We start from the raw sequence: 23,620 nt of genomic DNA on the forward strand, positions 1-23,620 counted from the left end.
GAGTGAGAATTAGCAACTAGGCATCTTCTAGACTGTTCTCACTCCCTCATTTTCTGCTGTCGATGGGGATAATGACAGTTGTTGCAAATCAGTTCCTCGCTCTGGCAACAAGGGAATGTTAAAGTTAGTAATGATCGCTTCGGTGATCGGATGACGCAATTTTTCTGTGGAACCCACATGATAAAAATGCTGTTTAGTATAGATATAAAACTTATCAGCACTCCAATTTTTTTTAATTAAAGGATTGCTTCTAAACTGATTACTGTGCCAAGTGGACAAAATAAACCGACAAGAAATATCCTTTAAAATAGTCACCAAACAATCTTCATCCTCTTCAGACCAAGAGTTAAAATAATCGGTGTGTCTCCCTAAATAAGGAGGATCGAGATAGATCAAGTCTGTTTTTTGCCAATCAGATAAAGTCTCTCGAAAGTCAGCAACTTGAAAATCATAATCAGTTTTAATAAGAATATTTTCTATGGCAATAACTTGATTGACTATTTTGGTAATATATGCTTGAGAAAATCGCTCTGATTTATGACAGTAAGGGACGTTAAACTGTCCCTTACGATTGAATCTCATCACGCCATTAAAACAGGAGCGATTGAGAAATAAAAAATCTAGAGAATTAGGAGATTGATTAAATCTTTCTCGTACTTGATAATAATAACTTTCTCCCTGATCCTTAAGGACTTGACCATTTTCTTGCAAAAAAAGCTTCACAGTTTTACTGGTAATAACTTGATTTTTTAGATTATTATAAAACTGGATAATATGAGTATTTGTGTCTGCAAGTAAAGCCTTTTTGGGATTAATATTAAAAGCCACCACCCCCGATCCAGAAAAGGGTTCTATCCAACGCCCAAAGCTAAGATCAGACACAATATTTTTAACATCTTTTACCAATTTAGTTTTAATTCCTTGACACTTAATCGGTGGCACAAGTGGCGTTAACTTCACTAAACACTCTCCTCATTAACAGTAATTTCTTGATAGTCTGATGATAAATTAATTATTTCATCTTCACGAAGTTTTAGGGCATCACTACCTCTTTGTTTATATTCAAGATAACTTTTAAGATTGGTATAAGGACGAGAGGAATCTACTTGTTTTGCCATATCTGTTGTCAGGTAATACATCCAATAGTCATCATATACTTCTTCTCCTAATAAAGAAAAAATACCTTTTCCTTCGATTAATTCAGAAATTTTAGTCACAGAACCGATATTTTTTGTATTACCACTACCAGGACTGGAGGAGGCAATTTTATATTTAGGTTGAGCAAAGAATTGAAAATCTTTAATAACAGAAGGTATTTTTTCTATATCTTCAAGTCTGAAGGATTTTCTCTCATCAGCTACCAGATCGCACTTAGTGTAAATAACACCCAGAACATAGTGACCTGAATACTCTTGGTAAGGATATTTTATATTTTTGCAGCTATTCCTCTGTCGAAAGTATCCAGTAAATGTACCTAATGTCATTCCATTGACTTCTTGATTATTTTTTCTGTAAGTGCTTTTTATATCCACAGCAAACTTAGCTCCTGTTGGCTCGTGAATAAAGGTCAAATCAGGGTAAAAATTTTGTTGAGATACTAACTCTATCTTTAATTGGTTACATCTAGCAAAATTATCAAATATGGGAAAAAGAAGCAATTCTAGGATTTTAGAGATGATTTTCGTATCAATAGATATAGTATATACTTTTTTATGTATATCGATAAAACCCTTAATAATCCATTCACCTTCATTAGTTGACACAGTTTGAGCAAAGGAAGAAGTTTGATGTTGTAAAAGTTGCAAAAAATGTTCTGGAGTCATAAATCTCTCAGATAATCAGTGGCTTTTGATAAGCTGTTCAGTCTCTAAATTTCCGAGCAGATCGAGAAAAGGCAAGGGTTTCAACACCGTTCACCCACGATTTAAATTGCGAACAGCTTATACACTGTGTAGTTTACACGCTCTAGAGTAAAGAATAGTAAAAACTTCTACTGTTAAATCTTGACCATCGAGATAGTCCTTCTCTAATCCAGCTTATCCCAGAAACCATGAGACTCTTGCTAGAACAAATGAACTAAAAAAATCTCTCGTCACCATTCTTGTCAGAATTATGAGAATTACGTTACATTTAGTTAAGATTTAATTGGCTGCGGGGATTAATATCGAAAAAATAACGTAAAATCCTTGACAAAAACAGCTAAATGAGTTAAGCAAAAATCTTTATCCTAGAACCACTAAACAAACATGAAACTATCTTGGAAAACGATTTTACTGTGGACATTGCCCGCCCTCGTGGTCGGTTTTTTCCTCTGGCAAGGCACTTTTGCCACCGCCACCAGTAATATCGGCAATAACACCGCCACTACCCGCATGACCTACGGACGCTTTCTAGAATACCTAGACAGTGGTAGGGTTGTCAGCGTCGATCTCTACGAAGGGGGCAGAACCGCGATCGTACAGGCCCTAGATCCAGAACTAGAAAACCGAGTACAACGCCTACGGGTCGATTTACCGGCCAATTCCCCGGATTTGATCGCCCGTTTACGCGATTCTAAAATTAGTTTCGATGCTCACCCGATGCGGAATGACGGCGCTTGGTGGGGATTCCTCGGTAATCTACTTTTCCCCTTTTTGCTGATTGCCGCTCTCTTTTTCCTGTTCCGCCGTTCTAATAATATCCCAGGCGGTCCGGGTCAAGCGATGAGTTTTGGTAAATCAAAAGCCCGTTTCCAGATGGAAGCGAAAACCGGTATCACCTTTGATGATGTGGCGGGAATTGACGAAGCGAAGGAAGAATTACAGGAAGTCGTCACTTTCCTCAAACAACCGGAGAAATTTACCGCCGTCGGTGCCAAAATCCCCAAAGGAGTCCTTTTGGTTGGCCCTCCTGGTACGGGTAAAACCCTGTTGGCTAAAGCGATCGCCGGTGAAGCGGGTGTACCTTTCTTCAGCATTTCCGGTTCGGAATTTGTGGAAATGTTTGTCGGTGTCGGTGCTTCTCGCGTGCGCGACTTGTTCAAAAAAGCCAAGGAAAATGCTCCCTGTTTAATCTTTATCGATGAAATTGACGCAGTAGGTCGTCAACGGGGTGCCGGTATCGGTGGTGGTAACGATGAACGGGAACAAACCCTAAACCAATTATTGACAGAAATGGACGGTTTCGAGGGGAATACGGGAATTATCATCATTGCCGCCACTAACCGCCCCGATGTTCTCGATTCCGCTCTCATGCGTCCGGGCCGTTTTGATCGCCAAGTAACCGTCGATGCGCCCGATTTTAAAGGTCGTTTAGAGATTTTAGACGTTCACGCCCGCAATAAAAAGCTGGCCAACGACGTTTCCATCGAAGCGATCGCCCGTCGCACTCCAGGGTTCAGTGGAGCAGATTTAGCCAATTTACTGAACGAAGCGGCAATTTTAACCGCCCGTCGTCGTAAAGATGCCATTACCCTCCTAGAGATAGATGACGCGGTAGATCGCGTTATCGCCGGTATGGAAGGCACTCCTTTAGTCGATAGCAAGAGCAAGCGCTTAATCGCTTACCATGAAGTGGGTCATGCGATCGTGGGTACGCTCTTAAAAGATCACGATCCCGTCCAGAAAGTGACTCTGATTCCCCGGGGCCAGGCCCAGGGTTTAACTTGGTTCACTCCCAACGAAGAACAGGGTTTAACCACGAAAGCTCAGTTAATGGCCCGGATTTCCGGTGCTTTAGGTGGTCGGGCAGCCGAGGAAGAAATCTTCGGCTATGATGAGGTGACTACCGGTGCCGGTGGCGATTTACAGCAAGTCTCTGATATGGCGCGTCAGATGGTGACTCGTTTCGGGATGAGCGATTTGGGTCCTTTGTCCCTAGAAAGTCAAGGGGGTGAAGTGTTCCTCGGTGGCGGTTTGATGACTCGTTCCGAGTATTCTGAGAAGGTCGCTACTCGCATCGATGATCAGGTGCGCTCGATCGTGGAACACTGCCATGAAATTTCTCGGCAAATTATTCGCGATCATCGCGAAGTGATCGATCGAGTGGTGGACCTGCTGATCGAAAAAGAAACGATCGATGGGGGAGAATTCCGGCAAATTGTGGCTGAATACGCCTACGTTCCCGAAAAAGAACAGTTTGTACCACAGTTATAGGTTGATTTCAATCTATATGCGATCGGGTGGGTTAAGGCTCACCCGATTTTTTTATCCTAGTTAGGGTTTGCTGAATAAATGTGAAATGTAGGCAAGGTAAGAGTTTTGTGGCTTTTTTCGCGAAACAGGTGCAAGATTTTGAGAGAATCGTCGTTCAAAACCTTGCGTCTTCATCGGCCCGCGTCCTGTAGGGGCGAAGCATTCGGACAATCACCTATCGGTGAAACCGTAGATTTTCTAACCGAATGCTTCGCCCGTACTTTTTGCCGCAAACCCTAGTTAAGGGTTCAAAAGCTGCAAAAATAAGGATTAAATTGCCTAAAATCTGTAAATAGACCATTTAATTGATTATTATTCTCATTCTTAATTCTCCTGACTACTGACTACTGGCTACTGACTCCTAACCCTAACAATAATTTTTTGATTTTTACAATTAGTCGTCATCGTCATCGTCATCGTCTTTATTCTGGTCATTATCACCGTCTTTTTGCTGCTTTTCTCCGTCTTTATCGCTATCTTCGTCTTTTTGCGGCGATTCCACCGTGGTAGGGACGTTTTTCGGTTCTTCGGCTTCTTTTCCTCCCTGACAAGCACCTAAAACCGTAGTCAAGGTTAACAGAATCAGCAAAACTAAGGATTTCATTTTCATGGTCTTTCTCCCCACTCGATCGATAAATATAACAATTTTAAGACTTTTGGGCGGTGGATAGCTTGGCTAATGCCAAGAAAGTGCATTCCCAGACTAAACGGGGTTGAACGTAGGCTAACAGCTGCCGGCGGGTTTTTTCCAAGATTTCTAAAATCGATCGCTCTCGTCGTCGTTGCCAATCCTCATACTGAAGATAACTCACATACCATAATTGGGTTTCCGTGTCAAGAGTTTGAGCAATAATTTTGGCTAATTCCAGTGCTTGGGAGAGTTTTAGGGGAAATTTGCTCAAAGATCGCGGTAAATCTTGGGGGAGACTGTCGAGAAATTCTAAAGCGGCGATCGCTTCTCCGGGGCTACCTTGGGCTAAACCGAGAATTGCCGGATAATTGAGAACGCGAGCGTGTCCGTTAGAGCGCAAGACTTGAGCGAGATTTTCTTCCGAAAGACGCTGAAAAGGGATATGTTGACAGCGAGAAACGAGAGTGGGTAGTAAAGAGGAAGGACTGGGAGCAATCAGGATTAAAGTGGCTTTTCCCGGTTCCTCAAGCGTTTTTAAGAGGGCATTTGCTGCTGATTCCGTCATGGTGTCTGCTTGCTCGATCACTACCACAGAGCGGGACGATTCCAGGGGAGGACGACTTAAAAAGTTAGTAATCTCGCGAATTTGCTCGATGCGGATTTGCGGGGGGGCTTTACGCTTGAGATTGCTTTCCTGTGCTTCTTTTGCGGTGAGCAGTTTGCCTTGGTGTTGATAAGTGGGTTCAATCCAGAGTAAATCGGGATGATTGCCCCCGAGAAAGCGTTTCAGGATTAATTCCCTTGTTTCCGGAGATCGATCTCTAGTTAACAAGTCTTGACAGAAACATTTTGCTGCTAGATTGCGTCCAATCCCCTTAGCGCCGGCGAATAAGTAAGCGGGAGCGATCGAATTGATTTCAAGCGCTCTTTGTAGTAGTTCAATGGCCTGATTTTGACCGATTAACCGTGACCAATCTATCATCTTTTCCCTGCCATGGCTCGCTATTCCTGTTCTTATTTTGTCGGAATTTCTCCCCATCAGACCGGGCTTTTATACGATGATATCCTAAGTTTGGGTGAATTTGAAATCATCAAGCGCCGGCCCGATGTGTTACTTTTATCGGAGGTTCCTAACGATGCGCTCTTTCCCCAGTTAGTGAAAGTGGAATTATTTATTCATCCTCCCACTAGCTCGGAACTTCAGATCGATTTATTGGTAAAAAATCATGAATTGCCCCTGAGAACTAATAATCGTTGTCGGCAATTTTTCCAATCTATTCACCAGATTATTACCAAAAATTATCAAGGCCAATCCCTGACCAGAATTACTGCTTAACCCGATTTGTTCCTGTCTCCGTCAACTGACAAAGACGGGGACAAAATACCATCTTGGCTCTCTTGGGTAACGAACCACAAAGACACAGAGGACACAGAGATTGATCGCTCCTGTATCAGTGAAACTTATCACACAAAGAATAAGAGAGCCGCTCTTTTTGGTGCTTGATAGATTTATCGAGAAAAAATCGGTAATTGCTTTAGTTTTTGCCTTCCTGCGTCGATTTGAGCGGAGGAAATTGACGACGTAAAAGCAGGGAATTACTCACTACCATAACCGAACTAAAAGCCATTAAAGCTGCTGCTAAGGCCGGACTGAAAGCTAGACCCCAACGGGGCAGTAATAAACCACCGGCAATGGGAATAGCAAAGGTATTATAACCCAAAGCCCAAAAAAGATTTTGTCGGATTTTTTGCCATGTGGCCAGACTTAAATGCAGAGATTGCACCACATCCTCCAGGCGATCGCTAATTAAAACGATCCCAGCCGTTTCCATGGCCACTTCTGTGCCACCGGCCAGAGCAATACCGATGTTAGCCTGTCCTAGTGCGGGAGCATCATTGATACCATCCCCGACCATAGCCACGATTTTGCCCTCTTTTGTCTGTAGGTCGGCAATTAAGGCGGATTTTTCGGTGGGGGCAACTTCGGCATAAAATTGGCTAATACCCAAACTATTAGCGATCGCTGTCACCACTTCTTGGCGATCACCACTGAGTAAAATCACCTCTAAACCGAGTTTTTGCAACTGATTCACGGTTGTTTGAGCATCGGGACGTAATCGATCCTGAAAAGCGATCGCACCGAGTAATTGTTCTTCCATCCCCAGATAAATCACCGTTTTACCCGCTTGTAAAAGCTCTTGAATCCCCCAGATAGTTTCATCGATTTTAATGCCGTTTTGCGCCAACCATTGCCGATTTCCCAGAACAATTTTCGACCCCTGCACCCTTGCCGAAACTCCCAATCCGGCGACAGTTTGAAAATCTTCCCCCGTCAGGTTAGTAGGGGGAGTAACCGCGTCTAAAATCGCCCGAGCGAGGGGATGATTAGTACCACTCTCCACTACTGCCGCTAATTGTTGAATTTCCAGGGAATTAAGGATAGAAAAACTCAAACAATCGGTAATTTCTGGATGACCTTGGCTGAGGGTTCCCGTTTTGTCAAAAACCACCGTTTGCAGTTGCGAGACGGTTTCCAAAACATCGCCCCCTTTAATTAAAATACCCCGTTCGGCTGCTAAACTGGTTCCCACCAGTAGGGCCGTCGGTGTGGCTAAACCGAGAGCGCAGGGACAAGCGACCACAAGCACGGAAATCGCTAATTTTAGGGACAAAAGTAGGGGAGAAGTGGGTTGAATCATCTCGTGGTGTCCTGTGGTTGACCCTAACACCTCTGGAAAGAGCCTAGTTCCCCAAAAATACCAAAAGAGCAGCACAATTAGGGCAATTATCATGACTCCGTAGGCAAAATAACCCGCTACCCGGTCCGCTATCTTCTGTACCGGGGCCTTGCGAGTTTGGGCTGATTCCACGGCTGCGATAATCTTAGCTAGGGTGGTATCGGTCCCCACCTGACGAGTTTGCACAGCGATCGCACCAGAGAGATTAAAACTGCCAGCAATGACTAGATCTCCCATTTCCTTGACCACCGGCAGCGATTCCCCCGTTAACAAAGCTTCATCTACCGTGGTTCTTCCCTGAATAATCTCCCCATCCACGGGAATTTTTTCCCCGGGTAAGACGCGCACCCATTCCCCGACGCGCAGCTGTTCCACCGGAATCGCCACACCCACACGGTCATCTGTACTACCAATCAGGTGAGCCACTGCCGGTTGTAGGGAAGTAAGCGCTTCTAAGTCTGCGGCTGCGCGATGACGGGAATGCGCTTCTAGAGTCCGTCCGAGGAGAATAAAACCTAACAGCATGACTGGTTCATCAAAAAAGCACTCTAGACCGAGATTAGGGAAGATAAGAGCCAAACAACTGGCTATATAGGCGCTACCTGTGCCTAAACTAACGAGAGTGTTCATATTTGGCATCCCGTGCCGTAATCCCCGCCAACCATCGATGAAAATATCGCGGCCGGGGAATAAAATGGCTAGGGTGGCTAAAATCCAGTGAAAAGCAATACTTTGAAAGATGGGGATTTCTGGTCCCCCGATGTGGTGTAAGTGACCAATCAGGGAAAAAACCAGTAAACAACAAGCGATCGCTAATCGGTATAATTGTTGTTGCCGTTCTTTTTGTTGGTTTTGCAGCCGTTGATTTTGTTGAGAAAGGGGAGTCGATGAGCTGCGCGGTTGGGTGGGGAATCCGATTGCGGTTAATTTTGCGGCTAATTGCTCTGGTGCGATCGCATCTGGTTGGTATTCAATCACGGCAATTTCCGTGATTAGATTAACTTGGGCCGATTTTACCCCTTGATTTTGGCTGAGTTGTCGTTCCACGGCACTCACACAGCCAGCGCATTTCATGCCTTTTACGTCTAGAGTAGCGGTTTTTAGTCCAGTTTCGGCGGCTAGGATCATAGAAAAAGTAGGCAAGGATGGTCTTTACTTCTATCCTAGAAATTCTCGACGGATTTTTAAACTATTTTGGCCTGTAGGGTTACAGATAGATGAAATTTCATTACAGATAAGCTAAACGGCTTTTACTTCGGATCACCGATATAGACTCCAAAAGGGTTATAGCTGTTGGATCATGCAGGTTAAGCGCCGTTTAGCTTAGCTGAAATTTTAGGTAGCCGATCTGGTAGTGGACTGACACAGCTAAAATAGGGCAATAGATAGGCTCAACTGAGGACATCAATCATGGGAAGATGTAGGCGAGATAAAGTTCATCTGACAGTCGCACAACGAGAAAACTTGGGAGCATCTCACCTTTGCAATGAGCATAAATACTTAGTGGAAAAATAGGCTTTTCGAGGGTAATTCTTGTTTTAATTCTCCATGTACGCAGTCTTTAAAAGCCTCTATTTCGTTCCAAGACACGATTAAGAGTGGCTTTTAGGCTAAGTATAATTACTTATCGCGTAAGTGAGATGCTCCCGAAAACTTTGAACAAATCAGTGGGGAAGGGTTCATCACAGAGTACGCTAATCGGCATAACACGATTAGGGGTCGAGAAGGTCGTCACCGACCTCCCCTCCCATTCAGAACCGTGCATGAGACTTTCACCTCACACGGCTCCTAGCTTGATTGTTCCCTTGTTAAGGATACAGCTTGACTTCTTTTGGTTGACCTTGTGTTATCCTGTTTAACAGATGATGTCAAACTAGATGATTCTAGGCTTCCATCGGTTGCCGATTTATCATCGTGACAGTGGCGGTGTAGTAATTGAAGGTTTTTATATTCATCCTTTCCGCCTAGGCTTAACGGGAGAATGTGGTCAACTTCAATTAAATCCGATGGGGTGAAGTATTGTCCACATCGGCTACACTTGCCTTGTTGCTTTTTGAGTAGTTTGGCTACTCTTGTCGGTGTGTCGATTGCTTGTCCTCGTCTGGTCGCCCAGTAAGTCCAATTTCCGTCATAAGGTGAGGCGTCGGCGCGTACTAGGGTATGTCTGACAATTGGTGTCCAATTATGTTTCCATAATTGATGACCGTCTTTGGTCTTAAATAACCAAGATTCGTGTCTTTCTTTCCCATTGCTGAGTTTAACTGTATCCGGTCTAAAATAATTTCTCAGCTTTTCGTAGTTCGCTTTACCGCATCTTGATACTGTCCATGCCCTTAACATTAACCAGGTTGTATTGTCTAGTTTATTGAAGGTATCCATAGATACTACTCCTGAGTAGTAGTTAGCCCAACCTCTAATGATTGGGTTTAGTCGACTAATCAGGGCTGATTGAGGTGCTGTTTTGTGTTTTTTGATTACACCTTTAATCGCTTCTGTGTGGGTTTTAACTGCTTTTTGGCTGGGTTTGATGTGGGTTTTGTGACCAATTAATCGTTTTGCCCCATCTTTCCCAGATTTGTATTTTCCTACTGGATATTGCCTGATATTGAATCCTAGAAAGTCAAAACCGGGTTCTTCCATTTTCCCATTGTATTCAATAGGTTTGAGTGTGTGACACACTCTGGTTTTTTCTGGTTTAAGTTCTAATCCAATAGGCTTTAACCATTCAGAAATGGCAGTTTTGCACTGTTCAATGATTTCGAGTGATGGTGAAATCACCACAAAATCATCGGCGTACCTTATTAAAACAGCTTGATTTTTACCATTTCCCTTTTTGGGAAATAGTGTTTCAATTAATCTTGCCATTCCATCCAGTGCGATGTTGGCTAGTAGTGGACTTATTACCCCTCCTTGTGGTGTCCCTGTTTCTGTTTCTTCAAATACACCGTTATCCAAAACTCCTGCTTTGAGCCATTGTTTGATGTCTCTTTTCAGGGAGCTTGGACAATGAATTTTGGACAGTAAAAAGTCGTGATTAATTCGGTCAAAACACTTGGCAATATCAGCATCTAATACAAAGTAGCTACTTTGATTAATGGTGATGTATATCCTTGATATAGCGTCATGGTCAGACCTTCCGGGTCGGAAACCATAGCTGGTTCCTTCCATTTTTGACTCCCATTCTGGTTCAAGTGCCGATTTAATCAACGCTTGTCTAGCTCTGTCTTTGATGGTTGGTATTCCTAATGGGCGTTTTTCATCCCTGCCGGGTTTAGGAATCCATACCCTTCTTAGCGGTTTTGCTTTAAGTGTTCCTTTGATTTCTTCGGTTAGATTTAGCCTTTGTTCTGGGGATATTGCTATCATTCCATCGACTCCTGCTGTTTTCTTTCCTTGATTATCTTGGGTTACTTTGCGAACTGCTAATAAACGAGCATAGTATGATTTCACCAATAGACGTTGCAACCTTCTAACCTTTGCATCCTGTCCCGATTTAGCCGCTTGGTATATTCTCTTTTGGAGCTTGAAAACATATCTTTGGACTTTTGCCCAATTGATAGTTTTCCATACATTCGTAGTCTTAGTGGTTTTCGGTTTCCCGAATCCTTTACCTTCTCTCGATTTCGTCATATAGACTCCTACTAGACTCTATCCTTACAATCAAACCGTAACCCGTCAGCATATCCTGATTATTACTGTCAGGCGTTGGCTTTTGGTTACATCTCACACCCTTGAAGGCTTGCGTTTACACTTATCACTACTGAGTATTTCGACCGATACTCAGAGCCTAAAAGGGCTTATAACGTTCCGTTTATGTGGGCATTCCATCTTTAGATTTGTCCTCTCCACCGGGGTATTTTAAAGGTCTGTGTAAGTGATGATATGAGTACCTTACTGTTTCCCCTTGTTCTTTTGAACGCAGTGTGTCAACCTATTTCACTACTGCAATATTTACGATGGTTCAAGTCGGACATTCGGTTCACACCTAATCATGGATGGTTGGCAGTGGTCTCGGTTTGGATGTTAGGTTACATCTAGGAGCCTTCCGTTCCCCGCTTCAGTCCCAGAGTTGTGATTTCTGAATCTGGGGGTGGCTATCGCCGTTACTCTCACCTTTGTAGCGATTGTAAATAATTGTTACAAAGTGTTTTGACCTTGAGTCCCCTTGCCTAGTTTGGTATCTGACGATACTAAACGTCGGGACATATAAACAGTTATAAGGTTGGTCTGGGTTGACCTCTTAGATTCAGTCGGGGGACTGAAGACCTTACTAGGCGGTTATTTCGGGCATTTCAGCCCTATTTCATGCCTAAACGTTTCGCACCTTATCGTAATATTATACGGAAAACTTCTTGCGATCGCTCCATTTGAGCGTAATATACGGAAAGATTCTTAAAAAAATGCGTATTTAGCGTCACATACGGAAACTTTCCGTATATTATATAGTCGGGCTGCTTTAGGTTTTGGTAACGGCAGCATATTTAGCTTAGTCAAATTAAAAAGAATGAAGACATTAGTGGAATATGAAAATTTACGCTATATCACTCGTAGGTAATGTCTATTGGAGGATTCACCCCAATGATCCATTAATACTAAATCTTAAGTCCTTGCCTGGATGGTTTTTTATCAATCCCTTAACCTACTCAGAAGTAGAATTAGCCTCTAAAAGTTTTAGTTTCAAAAAGGTTGGAGTTGTTAATGGCACGATCATTGTTTTGACAGGAGGTTTTATATTAGGAACCTCGCTTGGGGAGTTTGACCCTACTTCTATTCCATTTCCTATAGAAGAAGAAGAGGCAAAGATTTTTCGGATTGATTCAGGAGGAAAAGTAAGTTCTGACTATAACCCACTTCCCACTTATGTAGAACGCTTCTCTTCAAGCCTGCGTCAAATGAGTAAGCAGGTTACAATCCCTAAAAGTTTTTCCTGTATTTCCGAACGTGAACTCCTTGAGCTACCTGAATTAAATTTTACGGCTGCCAAAAAAACAGTGTTGGGTATACAAAGATACATAGTAGACACGGCGGTTACATGGGAAAATTTAAAGGATGCAGATTTAGATTTTTTGGCTTCAAAGAGCTTTGTATATGAAAGACTGTTACTCGACTCAATCCATGCTTACAAAGACAAAGATTATAGAAGATCTCTGCTGTATACAGCTATTTCTGTCGAAACATTAGCTGCGACAAAATCAGATGAAGCATATGAACTTATTACTCAAAATGGAGATGCTGATAATGTTTTAAGATTAGTTCCTTTTTCTCAAAAAGGAGGAACTTTAATTACTAAAGATCCTGTTTATGAATTGCTACGTAGTAGAAGCAAGTTTCTAGAGCTTCTTCATGAGATACCCTTATATATTTTTGGAAAATCTTTACTGGTTGATAATGAGGCTTTATACCAAAAAGCTACCAGGCTTTATAAAACTCGAAACAAGATAGCGCATTTAGGCCAACCTCATGCTGGAAATCAAACAACATTTGCACTGACCGAAGAAGATGCTTTAGAGGCTATAGAATGTGCAATGAATATCTTTCAATGGTTTGAGGTATCAACACATTTTCCTATTCCTAAGTTATCCTTCATTAAAGGAGATTCACCTTCATAATTTATAAAGTTTTAGTGCGATCGCCGATCTCGTAGGGTGCGTTAACGAAGTGAACGCACTAATTCCCTCGCAAACCCTCAAAATAAAGCTCAAATGCGATAGAATGAGGGACAAATAAAATTCAGTCAAGAGATATTGTAGTGGACTGTTTCAGCTAAAATAGGGCAATAGCTCGAACAAGCAGAGGACATCAATCATGGGAAGAGGTCGGCGAGATAAAGTCAATCTAACAGGGGAACAAAGAGAAAACCTCGAACAAATCAGTCGTAATGGCTATGCACCAGCTAAAAAAATTCTCCACGCTCGGATTTTGCTGATGTGTGACGAGGGAGAACAGGCGAAAAGGAAATGGACAGATGAAGAAATAGGCGAAGCTTTAGAAGTTCATAGAAATACAGTGGGACGTATTCGTCAAAGATTTCTTCAAAAAGGCGAAAAACCAGCATTAGAACGGAAATCGAGAAAAACTCCCCCCACTCCGGCAAAAGTTGATGGAGCCGCCGCCGCCCAAATCATTGCCCTGTGCTGTTCGGAGCCACCATCTGGCCGAGCCGAGTGGACAATCCGACTATTAACCTCGGAACTCAAACAAAGACAAATTATCACCGAGATTTCCAGTCCAACGGTGTGGCGTACTCTAAAAAAAACCAATTACGCCCTTGGAAAACCCAAAGATACTGTATTCCGGAACAGGATTTAGCCCGATTTGTTGCCCAGATGGAAGTTGTCCTTGACCTGTATGGCACTCAGCCATCGGAAGAAGAACCGTTAATCGCGATGGATGAAGCATCAAAGCAACTACTTGGAGAAGTTTACCCTCCGATACCCATGCAACCTGGACAAGATAAAAAAGAAGACTATCACTATAGTGATAGTGGGACTTAAACAAATTTCAAGCCCAAACAAAGCCTAAACTGGCTTTGTAAGCGGCAAACACATCCCGATTCTCGGTCAGCCACTCAAAGAAACGGAAAGACATCGCTGTCCGAAAAGCTTCCAAGGCTTCCACAAAAGTGTTTAAAGGTCGATTCGCCCACTGCCTTTGCAATCCCCCAGTTAACTTATGCCACAGGATAAATGTATAGGCACAAAACACCAGGATAAAATGACGAAGTAAGCTTCGTTTATCCCTGACTTGGTATTCCCTTAACCCTAACCATCCTTTGGCTTCTCGGTAGAATACTTCCACCCAATTTCTTTCGGTGTAAGTCTTGACTATCCACGACGCTGTTACTGTATCTGCCTCAACTACATTGGTGATGAAATAGTCCACCTCTGTGGCTTTTTCCATTGAACTTGCATTCATGACGATCGCCAAGTTCCTTTCTCCTTCTAGTTGAGATATTTTCGCTCTGAATACCGCTACCCAAACCGTTTTTTCTTTATCTAGATTTAGGGTGATTTTCTCCCAATCCTTTTCTGATAGGCTTTTTGCTAGTTGCTCAAGCTGGATTGTTTCTTCCACACCCCCTTCTTTTTCAATAATTACTTTTCGATTTTTTGCCAATCCTCCTAAGTATTTTAGCTTTCTTTCTTCCAGGGCTTTGAGAAAATTTGTGTTGTTGCCATAACCAGCATCTATTAAGACGATTTTCGGTCGATAGCCTCTGGTTAAGCTCCGGTCAATTAAATCTATCGCTATCTCCGGTTTCTTCTTAAATTCTTTGTCTTCTTTCCCCTCGGCTAAGGAACTAGCCGGTTGATAAATTTCAATGTCTAGGGGGACACTTTTTTTGCCGTCGTAGAGATGGGTAGTGACGGCGACTATTCCGTTGTCTGTCTTGCCAATTTCTCCTAGGTACTGCCTGCCAACTCCGGCGGTCAGATTGCCACTTTTTCGATGTCCTGAGTCATCGACAATCAGGGAAAATCCTCGGGGGATTTGCGTCTGGCGGCATTGGTTCATCACTTGCAACCGACATTCATTCACCTGACGGTCTGACCAGGGAGATTCGGTCAAAAAGTGATGTAATCGGTTATAAACTACTCCGACGGCATTATTGGCCATTTGAGTGAGGTTTTTCCGCTCACTTTCCCCTAATAATCCTCCTAAATATTGTCTGAAGCCGTTTTTTTGCGCTTCGTTTTTGAAGCAATTGTCAAACCGCCGACACCATCGGTCAAAGCATGGGGGCATCGCGGCTGGGGTTGTCTCTTTCATCGCTGCTCTTTCAACGTAAAGTGCTTACTCTTTAACGATTATACTCGATTTGATCTTTATTTGGCGTTTAAGTCCCAATAACACGCTTATTGTAATGTTATACGGAAAACTTCTTACGATCACTCGAATTTGGAATGATATATGGAAAGATTCTTTAAAAAATGCATATTTGGCGTGATATACGGAAAATTTCCGCATAATATATAGTTAGGCGAAGCCAATGATTCGCAAAGGAGGTGGTCACTATGATTTTGCTCTAATGCCAGAGATGAATCACAACTCATCAGGATTGACCGAACGTTTTTTGTCCGAGTCCATCCAATGATCATCAGTCAAGTCAAAAGGAGAGAAAACAATGGCAAAGCAAAGTTTCGACCTTGCTAAGTTACGACTCGGCATCTATCAGGATCGCATTTTTCTAGGGGTGCCACTCCAGGAACTGCTGGTGGCTGTTGAAATCACAGCGATTTGCCACTACCCCACGTTCACGATCAATCTGGATGCTGGTTCAGATATCGCCTATCACTTCGATGCGCGTTCCTCTGAAGGGCGAATTGTGCAAAATACCTGTGTTGCTGGAGCTTGGGGTGCAGGGGGAGAAATTTTGTCCATGCCCCCTGAGTTCGTCTCTTCTCAGCCCTTTACCCTCAAGATTGCGGTTGAGCAAGAGTTGGTAGTTTACCTCAATGGCCGGGTGCTAACTCGGTATGCCCACTGCCTGCCTCTGACTCAAATCAATACCGTTCATATTGTTTATCCGCCTGAAAATTTGCAGGTGCAGTCAGTGCAGGTATTTGAGCAGACTGCACCTGCCATAGAGCAACCCCCATTACCACCGCAGGAGATAACCGATATGCCAGCGTTTCTGGAAAATTTGCCGCCTCAGTTTGAGCCGCTGCGATTGTTTCTGGAAGCCAACTTAGTGCCTTACATCAAATTCACGGCGACAGACGCGGGACATCTCAATTCTGCGAGCTTCCGTGGCCCCGCCGACTGGAGTGGCGATCCGTTAGAACTTTGGCAAAGTAAAATTGGCGGTCATCCTTACCTACCGAAAGGCACGAGCTATCCTACCGATGCCGAAACGGGTGAGATGATGATGTTTCTCATGCAGATCAACTGCGCCGATCTGCCGGTAATCGAAAGTCTTAACTTGCCACGACAGGGGCTTTTGCAATTTTACATCGGTTTAGATGTCCCCATGTGCACGCTGAGTCCTGAACAACACCGCGTTCTGTATTACCCCGACGTTTCTAAAGATAAAAATGACTTAATCACTGACTTTAGCTTTTTAGCAGAACCTGCTAGCTCTCTGGAATGGTACGACGATGTTTATGCCTTAAATTTTTCTGTGCAGCGGGACGTGTTCTGGAATGCTCGTCGGCAACTGGATGAATCGTTTGAGATGCCCGAAGCGTTGACGGAACTGGGGGAAGACTTTACTGAATGGATTTCAGACTATGAGGACGAGTGTACGCTGAGGCATGGGCGGATCAATAAACTGGGTGGATATCCAGAACTTCACTCCTATGTGGATGAAACCATAGAGGGATTTAGAGGACGCTTATTGCTAGAACTTCAACATCCTTTTGATATCGATAATAACTTTTACTTTTTTATCGAAGACTTGGATTTGGCAAACCTGAACCTTAGCAACGTTGAATCCTATTTCGTTAGCGTTTAATGGTGTAGTCAGTCGATGGAATCAAGCGATGCTAAGTTATCTATATCTTATACTCGTGGTTACACCGCTGATTGCATCTGGAGTGATCGCGTTTCTGTTCAGTCAATCTCTCATGTCGCTGTTGATGGTATTGGTGGGAGCGATCACTGGAACGATCAGCATTGTGCCGTTTGGGATTTTCTGGTTACAGCTTTTTCACCGTGACTGGATGGAATCACAAGCCGCAGGATTTATCTTTGTTCCTGTAATTTTGCCATTCTATGGTTATATCGGTGCGGTTGCTGGAGCGAGTCTGTTTGCTATTCTGTGCGGTTACGACAGGAACGATTTACCAGTAGTTGTATTTCAGGCGATCGCAATCTGTTGCACTGTGATGTTGGGGGGATTCATTCCGGCTGCGATCTTTGCCATTCCATCTTTTGTGACATCAGCCCCTGAAGTGAACACGGAAGTAGAAAGAGTTGCGGTTGTACTTATTTTTGCGATATGTGTTGGGCTATACTTTGCACGGCTACAACTTGCATTTTTTCCTCAAGGACAATAATATAGTTTAAGAGTCATAATTAGAAGCAAAGCACTCATTAAAAACATGATTAACCTAGAATTCACGGAAGAAGAAAAGAACTCACTGTATTATGAAAGATTTCATCATCCCCATCCCCGGGTTCAACTGAAGATGGAAGTTCTCTGGTTAAAGAGCCAAAAGATACCGCACAAAAAAATTTGTCAGTTAGCAGGAATCTCGCCAAATACCTTATTAACCTATCTTCGAGATTATGAAGAAGGCGGAATAGAAAAATTAAAAGAAATCAACTTCTATCGCCCTAAAAGTGAATTAGAGTCTCAAAAAGAAACGCTCAAAAAATACTTCGAGAAAAATCCACCAGCCACAATAAATGAAGCTGTATATAGGAGAGAAGAATTAACGGGAATAAAACGAAGTCCTACCCAAGTTAGAAAATTTTTAAAATCAATGGGAATGAAATGTTTAAAAGTAGGTTCTCTTCCTTCTAAAGCTGACCGGGATGAACAAGAGGACTACAAAGAAAAAAAGCTAGAACCCAGACTAAATGAGGCTAAAGAAGGAAAAAGGGCTGTTTTTTTTGTTGATGCCGCTCACTTCGTCATGGGAGCATTTCTCGGTTTTGTTTGGTGTTTTGAGAGACTTTTTGTTAAGTCACCGAGCGGGCGTAAACGCTTCAATGTTTTAGGAGCATTAAATGCAATAACTCATGAAGTTATTCTGGTTACGAATGACACTTATATTACAGCAACTCAAGTCTGTGAACTCCGGTCAAAAATAGCTGCTTTAGGAATAACTATTCCCATCACTCTAGTCTTAGATAATGCCCGCTATCAAAAATGTAAAATTGTTGAAGAATTGGCTCTTTCTTTGTCAATAGAGCTACTCTATTTGCCGTCTTATTCGCCTAATCTAAATTTAATTGAAAGGCTGTGGAAATTGGTCAAAAAGAAATGTTTGTATGGTAAATACTATGAAAACTTTTCTGACTTTTCTTCAGCTATTTATGAATGTCTGAATGATGCCCACCTGAAACATAAAAAAGAACTGGATTCCTTGCTCACTCTACGATTTCAGAAGTTTAATAAATCTCAGATTATGAACGTCTAAAGTATAGCAAGTTCCTGGCTTGCTAGTCAGTTGGCATATCTCCTTGTAATCCAGTTTGTTTAGGAAGTGCGATCGCCGATCTGGTAGGGTGCGTTAATGGAATGTAACGCACCTCATTTTTATCCTGTGATGATAGAGTTGAGTTGTACTGATAGTGATAGTTGTCTAGTTCCAAATGCCATTACCTCAAGTGGTTATTGATACCAACGTCATTGTTGCTGGGTTGAGGTCTAGGCGAGGTAGTGCATTTCAATTGCTCACGCTCATCGATACAGGGCAGTTTGATATACATTTGTCAGTGCCTCTGGTACTCGAATATACAGAAGTTTTACTGCGGGAATTGCCAAACCTTTGCCTGAGTCGTGAAGAGGTTGACGACCTAATTGATTTCTACTGTGCAGTAGGCGTACAGCATGAAATTTTCTTTCTTTGGCGACCATTCCTGCGCGACCCCAAAGATGAAATGGTATTAGTGCGATCGCCGATCTTGTAGGGTGCGTTAATGCAATGTAACGCACCTTATCTAATGTTCAAAATCCGTGCGTTATGCTGACGCTAACACACCCTACTGGACTGTTTCAGCCCTAGGGTGCGTTCCCTAATGCGGGATTTTTGAGAACGCACCATGCACATTGATTGAAGCTGTGAGGTTAGGTGCGGTGCTGCTCTTGTGGGACCAGTTGAGGAATGTTAGCGAAGATTGCCAATGTTTAGGTTAAAATAGAGGGGCAAAAGTTGCCACAGGGTCGCTTCAATGACAGTTCGACAACCCCGCTACAGCAAAGAAGAATTTGCCCGACGTGGACACGAAGTCTATGAATCTCAGGTACGCTCCCAAATCGAGGAAGGGAATCATGGGAAGATTGTAGCAATAGACATCGAAACAGGGGCTTTTGAAGTGGCTGACGACAGCCTAACAGCTGCTAAACAACTGTTAATACGTTTTCCTGATGCACAAATATTTGGTATTCGCATTGGACATCGTGCCGTCCATCGTTTTGGCTTTCGTTCCCCCAGTGTATCGCCATGATGATGGGGAGCGTCAATTCGCGCCGAGAAGCAATTATTCAATTCGTAGTGCTAGGCGAAAATCACCAGAGGCAAGCGATTAAAGCAGTTATTGACACTGGTTACACTGGATTTCTCACGTTGCCTTCTGCTATCATTACAACACTAGGATTAACGTGGTATATGCAAGAAGAGGGAATCTTGGGCGATGGAAGCCTCTGTATGTTTAACGTATTTGAGGCAACTGTGATCTGGGATGGTCAGATCAAATCTATTGAAATCAATGAGTCAGAGACAGATCCATTAGTTGGTATGGGTTTACTTGATGGCTATGAGTTGAATATTCAGGGTTTTGCTGGGGGATTAGTGACAATTAAACCTTTGTCATAGTCTCTAGTTAGAAAAATGTCTAACAAATCACTGCACCCGACCTATGATTAGACTATTTATACCAAATTTCTAAATTCCTGACAGTGCGATGCCGAAGGCACTGCCTAGCAGTGCGTTAATGAAATGTAAAGGATCTTTTTCTGTGGCATGATCAGTTCGACAACCGACAATCTATAATCATTTCAGATAAGTCTGATACACTCTAGACCAGTTAAACTCTTATGGACTCTGGCATTGATATTCTCAATCTTAATTGAAATGACTATACGAATTGCAGTGCAGACAATACCTTACTCGAAAAACCCTGCGCTACTATTAGAATTAGATGCGATCATTTTGAGAGCGACTGAGCCACCCTATAATGTTCAAATTCATGCTGGAGTCCTAACCCATGCGAGCGAAACTTTCAGAGCAAATCTCGTCCACTGATGCAGAAATTATTTTAAGACGCTTACCAGACTGGATTCAGGATGCTTTGATTGCTCGCGCTACTGAAATTGATTATCCCGTTGAAGCGATTCTTGAGATGGCGATCGCCAGTTTTTTAGACACAGAGGCATTAAGTTTTGCCGACTGTAAGCCAGGGCGAGGTCGATAAGTGGGATGGCTACCGCTGTAGGGTGCGTTCCCTAATGCAGGATTTTTGGGGAACGCACCATGCACATTGATTGAAGTCGTTAGACCGCTTCAATTTTAGGGTAATAAGCTTTTACGCATTTAAGTTACATTGACAGCATTACCCTTATTTTTAAGTTTTCTACTCCATTTAATAATCAATCCCCCTTCATTTAAAAGCTGATTGACTACTTTTTCCAGTTCTTCTTTATTTTCAAATTCTCGATTAGCTATGTACTCTTTAGCGGAATGCCACACTAATTCTATTAGGTTGTAATCTGGACTATAAGCTGGTAAAAACTCTAGCCTAATATTGGGCAACTCTTTTTCCACCTGCTCAATAACATCTTTCTTTTTGTGATAACTAGCATTGTCTAATATGATGATAATTTTCGGTCCTTTTTCTCGAAAATCTTCGGGCAGATTTCCCAAGTTTATCCATTCTTGACGAATCTCTTCATGAAGTTTCTTTAATTGTTCATGGAAAGTTTCTGAATTTCCTTTTTTGATCATAAAACAGACTCGTTTTTTGTCATTATATCTTAAGGCTCCCATCACATTCACCCTTCCTCTTTTTCTTTGTCCATTCACTTTTTTTCGCTTTCCTTTTTTTGTCCAAGCTCTCCTTCTTATTACTCTCAAACTAAATCCACACTCATGAGGGGCTGTGTGGCGAACCTGCGTCGCCACCTTGAAAGCCCCGTCCCAAAACCATACCTGGATTGACTCTGACTTTTCTTTAGCCAACCTTAAATATTCATCTAATTTTTCTTTAAATGCTTTTCTTAATTTCTTGTCTTGCTTATCTTCTAGACTATATTTCGCCCAGATATACACATACTTTTTTCTTCTCAATATTCTTCTCACTTGCGAGCCACTCAGTTTAATTCTTGTTTCCTTTTCTAGATGCTCTGCTAATCTTGCCGCTGTCCATCTCCCGAATTCATATCCAAATTCCTTCGGGTCTTCATCAACTATTTTTAATAGTAAATTAATATATTCCTCTGTGGCTTTTTTATGATTTCCATTTTTTCTCCCATCTTCTAGACTTTCTAAATTGTTAGGATCACCGTGAACACACCAAGGGGCGACCGTTTTGAGTGAACAGCCAATAAAGTCAGCTATTTCTCGTTGAGTTTTTCCGTCGTTTAGCAAGAGAAACATTAAAATTCTTTCCCTAACCTCTGCTCTTTCTTCTTCTTTAAGAGCTTTTTGTAAGTTTTTCTTTTCTTCTAAGTCTAGGAAATCTTTGGCTGGCATAAGTAGGATTTTTCTAAAATTACTATTTCTATTTTAGGTGGTTTAAGTGCGTTTTAGCTTAGTTGCTAAGGTTCGCTAACCTCACCGGTGAAGCCACCTAGGGAGAGGTTTTTGAGCGCTAAAAAATTTTTTCTTCTCCATAAAGACAATAAAATCTCTATTCTGGAAGCATAAAGAGGCTTCAGGCGAATTTAAAGGGACATTGAACCCGTATAAATCGAATATTTCCAGTTTTTTGAGCTAATCAAGCCATTAATGGCTTGATTTATTTGCATCTAACCTAACTAAGAGTGTATAAATTTTTCTCCAATGTATTGAAATTGTTTTTTATTTCGTATAGAATACAATTCTAGAAAAAATACCTAGCAATCTCCCATAAATAAACAAAGGAGCCGATGACATCGTGATCCCTGATCCTAGATCCCCAAAACCGAAAACCCTCTTACCTTTTATTTCTCTAGCTACGGCTGCCGTCGTCACAACGGGAATCGGACTAGCTTCTAGTCCCCTATCAGCATCGAGTAATCTGCTGGCAGCTGCGGATAAAGAGCAAGCTAAACAACAAACCGTGGAAATCACCCTGGTTTCCTACGCGGTGACTCAATCGGCCTACTCAAAAATTATTCCTCTATTCGTCAACAAATGGAAAAGAGAGAAAAAACAGGATGTGGTGATTAAACAGAGTTATGGCGGCTCTGGTTCCCAAACCCGCGCTGTTATCGACGGATTAGATGCAGATGTGGTAAATTTGGCTATCGGTTCCGATGTGGAACGCTTGCAAAAAGCGGGTTTAGTTAACCCCGGTTGGCAGAAAGAATTACCCAACAATGCCATCGCCACTCGTTCCGTGGTAGCTTTAGTTACTCGTCAGGGCAATCCCAAAGGAATCCGCAACTGGCCAGATCTAGCCAAATCGGGGATTAAAGTCATCACTGCCAACCCGAAAACCTCTGGGGTGGCCCGGTGGAATTTTCTGGCCCTGTGGGGATCGGTAACTCGGACCGGCGGCAATGAAGCACAAGCGACCAATTTCGTCCGCAATGTCTATAAAAACGTGCCTGTACTACCCAAAGATGCCCGGGAAGCCAGCGATGTCTTCTTTAAACAGGATCAGGGGGATGTGCTGCTTAACTACGAAAACGAAGTGATTCTGGCCCGTCAAAAAGGAGAAACTGGTTTTTCCTATACTATTCCTGCGGTCAATGTTTCGATCGATCCGCCCGTGGCCGTAGTGGATAAAATAGTTGATAAACGCAAAACCCGGGAAGTAGCGACAGCTTTTGCCCAATTTCTCTTTACTCCCGAAGCACAGCGGGAATTCGCCAAGGTGGGTTTCCGTCCCGTTAATGCTAATGTGGCTAAAGAGTTTAGTAAACAATACCCAAAAGTGTCGAATCTGTTCCCCTATACGGCGGTCGGTAGCTGGGATGCGATCCAGAAAAAATTCTTCGCTGATGGGGCGATTTTTGACCAAATTCAGCGTTAATTAGTAGTAGGCCGTCAGCCGTCAGCTAAGTAAGTGGTTCTGATTAAATAGAAGATAGATTTTGCTTTTGATCCCCCCTGCTCCCCTTAATAAGGGGGGTATCTGACAATTTTCAACACCTACTTACTTAGGGTCTGCTGAATAAATCTAAAAACCTTGTTGGATAAGACTTTTGGACTTTTTTACCCTCAAAAAGTGCCGGCCATTGGGGGGATCGGGGGGAAAATTCCTGG

At 42.7% G+C, this 23,620-nt stretch carries 19 protein-coding genes and 1 pseudogene; 12 read left to right on the forward strand and 8 right to left on the reverse strand.

Annotation, left to right across the window (positions count from 1 at the left end; all coding sequences use genetic code 11):
- Positions 1-27: 27 nt before the first annotated feature.
- Positions 28-960 (reverse strand): DNA adenine methylase, encoded by a 933-nt coding sequence (locus MAE_RS22325; RefSeq protein ID WP_002795929.1) that lies wholly within the window; start codon positions 958-960, stop codon positions 28-30.
- The gene (locus MAE_RS22330; protein ID WP_002741551.1) at positions 960-1,823 is read right to left on the reverse strand and encodes an EcoRV family type II restriction endonuclease; all 864 of its coding nucleotides are present in this window, start codon (positions 1,821-1,823) and stop codon (positions 960-962) included. Before MAE_RS22330 ends, MAE_RS22325 begins: the two co-directional genes overlap by 1 nt.
- Before the next feature lie 423 nt (positions 1,824-2,246).
- Between MAE_RS22330 and ftsH2 the strand changes: the two genes are divergently transcribed.
- Complete coding sequence (ftsH2, locus tag MAE_RS22335) at positions 2,247-4,133, forward strand: ATP-dependent zinc metalloprotease FtsH2 (RefSeq protein ID WP_002795930.1); 1,887 nt, start codon at positions 2,247-2,249, stop codon at positions 4,131-4,133.
- Between the two features lie 433 nt (positions 4,134-4,566).
- On the opposite strand, the gene MAE_RS22340 is transcribed toward ftsH2, so the two are convergent.
- Complete coding sequence (locus tag MAE_RS22340; protein WP_002795932.1) at positions 4,567-4,782, reverse strand: hypothetical protein; 216 nt, start codon at positions 4,780-4,782, stop codon at positions 4,567-4,569.
- A gap of 37 nt (positions 4,783-4,819) precedes the next feature.
- Positions 4,820-5,785, reverse strand: coding sequence for a DNA polymerase III subunit delta' (gene holB, locus MAE_RS22345; RefSeq protein ID WP_002795934.1), 966 nt, complete (start codon positions 5,783-5,785; stop codon positions 4,820-4,822).
- A 12-nt stretch (positions 5,786-5,797) separates the two neighbouring features.
- Between holB and MAE_RS22350 the strand changes: the two genes are divergently transcribed.
- Positions 5,798-6,139, forward strand: a complete 342-nt coding sequence (locus tag MAE_RS22350) for a hypothetical protein (protein WP_002795936.1) — start codon at positions 5,798-5,800, stop codon at positions 6,137-6,139.
- 199 nt (positions 6,140-6,338) lie between these two features.
- Here MAE_RS22350 and MAE_RS22355 read toward each other — a convergent pair whose 3' ends face one another.
- Entirely contained in the window at positions 6,339-8,669 is a 2,331-nt protein-coding gene (locus tag MAE_RS22355) for a heavy metal translocating P-type ATPase (protein ID WP_012267551.1), read from the reverse strand.
- 660 nt (positions 8,670-9,329) lie between these two features.
- Positions 9,330-11,171 (reverse strand): group II intron reverse transcriptase/maturase, encoded by a 1,842-nt coding sequence (gene ltrA, locus MAE_RS22360; protein WP_012267552.1) that lies wholly within the window; start codon positions 11,169-11,171, stop codon positions 9,330-9,332.
- Positions 11,172-12,064: 893 nt separating this feature from the next.
- Here ltrA and MAE_RS22365 point away from each other — a divergent pair.
- Positions 12,065-13,150, forward strand: a complete 1,086-nt coding sequence (locus tag MAE_RS22365) for a hypothetical protein (protein ID WP_002734824.1) — start codon at positions 12,065-12,067, stop codon at positions 13,148-13,150.
- A gap of 196 nt (positions 13,151-13,346) precedes the next feature.
- Positions 13,347-14,029, forward strand: a pseudogene (locus tag MAE_RS22370) (IS630-like element ISMae25 family transposase); the annotation flags it as partial.
- A 13-nt stretch (positions 14,030-14,042) separates the two neighbouring features.
- On the opposite strand, the gene MAE_RS22375 reads toward MAE_RS22370, so the two are convergent.
- Positions 14,043-15,311 carry an IS701-like element ISMae34 family transposase gene (locus MAE_RS22375; RefSeq protein ID WP_012264125.1) on the reverse strand — a complete coding sequence of 423 codons (1,269 nt, stop codon included), beginning with the start codon at positions 15,309-15,311 and terminating at the stop codon, positions 14,043-14,045.
- 355 nt (positions 15,312-15,666) lie between these two features.
- Between MAE_RS22375 and MAE_RS30745 the strand changes: the two genes are divergently transcribed.
- The 7 genes from MAE_RS30745 (at position 15,667) to MAE_RS22415 (ending at position 20,624) form a co-directional block, all read left to right on the forward strand.
- Entirely contained in the window at positions 15,667-16,995 is a 1,329-nt protein-coding gene (locus MAE_RS30745; protein ID WP_012267557.1) for a DUF1963 domain-containing protein, read from the forward strand.
- Complete coding sequence (locus MAE_RS22390; protein WP_041804298.1) at positions 16,970-17,539, forward strand: hypothetical protein; 570 nt, start codon at positions 16,970-16,972, stop codon at positions 17,537-17,539. The genes MAE_RS30745 and MAE_RS22390 overlap by 26 nt, the downstream gene beginning before the upstream one ends.
- Before the next feature lie 45 nt (positions 17,540-17,584).
- Positions 17,585-18,628, forward strand: coding sequence for an IS630 family transposase (locus MAE_RS22395; RefSeq protein ID WP_012267559.1), 1,044 nt, complete (start codon positions 17,585-17,587; stop codon positions 18,626-18,628).
- A 175-nt stretch (positions 18,629-18,803) separates the two neighbouring features.
- A complete protein-coding gene (locus MAE_RS30750) occupies positions 18,804-19,121 on the forward strand; it encodes a putative toxin-antitoxin system toxin component, PIN family (RefSeq protein WP_012267560.1) in 318 nt (105 codons plus the stop codon).
- A 261-nt stretch (positions 19,122-19,382) separates the two neighbouring features.
- Complete coding sequence (locus tag MAE_RS22405; RefSeq protein WP_002733756.1) at positions 19,383-19,658, forward strand: hypothetical protein; 276 nt, start codon at positions 19,383-19,385, stop codon at positions 19,656-19,658.
- Positions 19,655-20,026 carry a hypothetical protein gene (locus tag MAE_RS22410; RefSeq protein WP_002793820.1) on the forward strand — a complete coding sequence of 124 codons (372 nt, stop codon included), beginning with the start codon at positions 19,655-19,657 and terminating at the stop codon, positions 20,024-20,026. The genes MAE_RS22405 and MAE_RS22410 overlap by 4 nt, the downstream gene beginning before the upstream one ends.
- Positions 20,027-20,417: 391 nt before the next feature.
- On the forward strand, positions 20,418-20,624 hold the full coding sequence (locus MAE_RS22415; RefSeq protein ID WP_012267562.1) for a hypothetical protein: 207 nt from the start codon (positions 20,418-20,420) through the stop codon (positions 20,622-20,624).
- A gap of 119 nt (positions 20,625-20,743) precedes the next feature.
- On the opposite strand, the gene MAE_RS22420 is transcribed toward MAE_RS22415, so the two are convergent.
- The gene (locus MAE_RS22420) at positions 20,744-21,901 is read right to left on the reverse strand and encodes an IS630-like element ISMae23 family transposase (protein ID WP_012267563.1); all 1,158 of its coding nucleotides are present in this window, start codon (positions 21,899-21,901) and stop codon (positions 20,744-20,746) included.
- Between the two features lie 403 nt (positions 21,902-22,304).
- Between MAE_RS22420 and MAE_RS22425 the strand changes: the two genes are divergently transcribed.
- Positions 22,305-23,387, forward strand: coding sequence for a sulfate ABC transporter substrate-binding protein (locus MAE_RS22425; RefSeq protein ID WP_002795946.1), 1,083 nt, complete (start codon positions 22,305-22,307; stop codon positions 23,385-23,387).
- The last annotated feature ends 233 nt before the right edge of the window (positions 23,388-23,620 follow it).

This window comes from Microcystis aeruginosa NIES-843, assembly GCF_000010625.1.
GTDB classification, from domain to species: Bacteria; Cyanobacteriota; Cyanobacteriia; order Cyanobacteriales; family Microcystaceae; genus Microcystis; species Microcystis aeruginosa.